Genomic DNA, 2,466 nt, shown 5'->3' on the forward strand with positions numbered 1-2,466 from the left:
TCTCGGGCTTTCGGTGTCTCTCGGGCTTTCGGTGTCTCTGGGGGCTTCGGGGCTTCGGCGGCCGGCTCCGGTGCGGCCCGCCGGCCGCTCTCCCACCACGGCGTGGCCAGCTCGCGGCGGCCGCGGAGGGGCTGCTCCTGCGCCGGCAGGGTGGGAACCTCGGTGATGCCGCTCGAGCCCGGGTTGCGGCGCGGCAACAGGGTGACCGTCGGGCCCGATCCGCTCGGGGGCGCCGGCTCGGGCCCGGACACCGGATCCGCCGACGGGGCGCCGGCAGGTTCGGCGCCCGTCGCGGCGACCGACAACGCCCGCGGCCCCGACGCCCGCGGCGCCTCCACCGGGGCCGGCGGCGCCTCCATCGGGGCCGGCGCCACGCCGTCGAGCACGGCCTGCGGCAGGTAGATCTCGGCCGTCGTGCCGGACCCGGTTTCGTGGCCCGCCGGGCCGCGCAGCCCGACCCGGATGCCGTGCCGGGCGGCGATCCGGCCCACCACGAACAATCCCATGTGCCGGGCATTGTCGGGAGTGGGATCAGGGGCGACGTCGCCGCCCTCCTGTAGCCGCGTGTTGGCGATGCGCCGGTCAGCGTCGCTCATGCCCAGGCCCGCGTCGGCGATCCGCAGCAGCACGCCGCCGTCACCGCCGGGTGTGCCGGATACCCGGACCGGCGTCGTCGGCGGCGAGTAGCTCAGCGCGTTGTCGATCAGCTCGGCGAACAGGTGGATCACGCCCCCGGCAACGGCACCGACCAGCGCGCAGTCGGGCAGCCCGAGGATCTCGACCCGGCGGTAGTCCTCCACCTCGGACACCGCGGCGTTGACCACCGTCGACAGCGGCACCGGTTCGCGCTGGTCACGCGCGAGCTGCGCACCGGCAAGGACCAGCAGGTTGGCGCTGTTGCGGCGCAGCCGGGCGGCCAGGTGATCCAGCCGGAACAGGCTGTCCAGGCGTTCGGGGTCCTGTTCGTCGCGCTCCAGCCGGTCGATGAGCGACAGCTGCTGGTCGACCAGGGACCGGCTGCGCCGCGACATGGTTTCGAACATGTCGTTGACCAGCAACCGCAGCCGAGCCTCGTCGCCGGCCAGCAGCAGCGCCCGGGTGTGCAGCTCGTCGACCGCGTGCGCGACCTGGCCGATCTCCTCGGTGGTGTGCACCGGCAGCGGTTGCGGGACCGGTTCGGCGCCACCCGCCTTGACCCGGGCCACCTCCTCTTCGAGGTCGGTGTGCGCGACGGTGAGCGCGCCGTCGCGCAGCACGCGCAGCGGCACGACGAGCGCACGCGCCACCAGCAGGACGACGATCACTGCGATCAGGATCGCCGCCGCCACCAGGACGGCATCCACGACGGCGGCGTCGTGCCGGTCGGCGGCCTCGGCGCGCACCGACGTGGTGATCGAAGCCGTCGTGTCGTCGATGATCCGGCCGGCAACGTCGTCGGTGGTCTGTATCGAGCGCAGCAGATCCGGGTTGTCGACGAGCACGCTGGCCGGATCGGACAGGATCGCCATCCGGGTCACCATCTGCTGCTGCAGCGCCTTGGCTTCGGGTGAGCCGACCCCGAGCACCTGGCTCATCCCGAACAGCGTCGACGGTTCGGTGCCGGCCAGGGTGATCATCGACGTCCGCAGCGCCGGCTCGGGCAGATCGGCCCCCCGGGTGACCAGGATCTTCTGCATCGTCATCTGCCCGCGGGCCCCCACCGCCCGGCTCAGGCCCTGAGTCTGGGTGCGGATCCGCTGGTCGTCGACGCGCACCGAGGCGTTGATGACGTCCTCGGCCGTCAGCAGGAGCGGGGCGTAGGTGGTGATCCGCTCCCGCAGGCCGATGCTGTTGTCGGCCACCTCGTCCAACAGCGCCCGACCGCCGTTGAGCAGCGTGTCGACCCCCGACCGGACGTCGGGGGTGACGTCGGTGTCGGCCAGCCGCTGCTGCAGTTCGTACTTGCGCGCCTCATAGTTCTTCGCGGCGCCCGCGACGTCACGACCGGTCGAGCCCGCCAGCAGAGCGACGTCCATGGCGGACATGTATTTGGTGACCGCCGGCAGCACGTCCGCGCGGGCAGCAGCCAGCTTGAGGTCTCCGGAGTTGGCCATCGCGCCGTGGACCCTCAGCACGCCGAAAACTGTCGCCAGGATCAGCGGCACCAGCACGATCGCCAGCACCTTCCAACGGACCGGCCAGTTCCTCAACGACCAGGCCGCCGGGCGTTCCGCTCGACGCCCGTCGGGCGCGGGGGCCGGGGTGGACCCGGGCGGTGCCGCCGCGACCAGACGGGCCGGGCGGGTGAACATGGTCACGCGGGTGCGGCCGCGTGACCGGCCGCTGCGCTCGCGTTCAGCGCCAAGACAAACCAGAGACTCATGAAACTTCCTGCTTTATTCCACCCGCCGAGCGCAGAGGGCGCGAACGGTCAACACGTGGCAACCCGACGAGTATGACAGCCCACGGCCCAGGTCACCAGAATCG

1 protein-coding gene is annotated in these 2,466 nt (G+C 72.3%); it reads right to left on the reverse strand.

Annotated elements, in window-relative coordinates:
- A partial coding sequence (locus AC2VOK_RS14000) for a sensor histidine kinase (protein WP_428901022.1) occupies window positions 1-2,297 on the reverse strand: 2,297 nt, incomplete at its 3' end.
- Window positions 2,298-2,466: the final 169 nt, after the last annotated feature.

The organism is Mycobacterium sp. TH-M116, assembly GCF_057473685.1.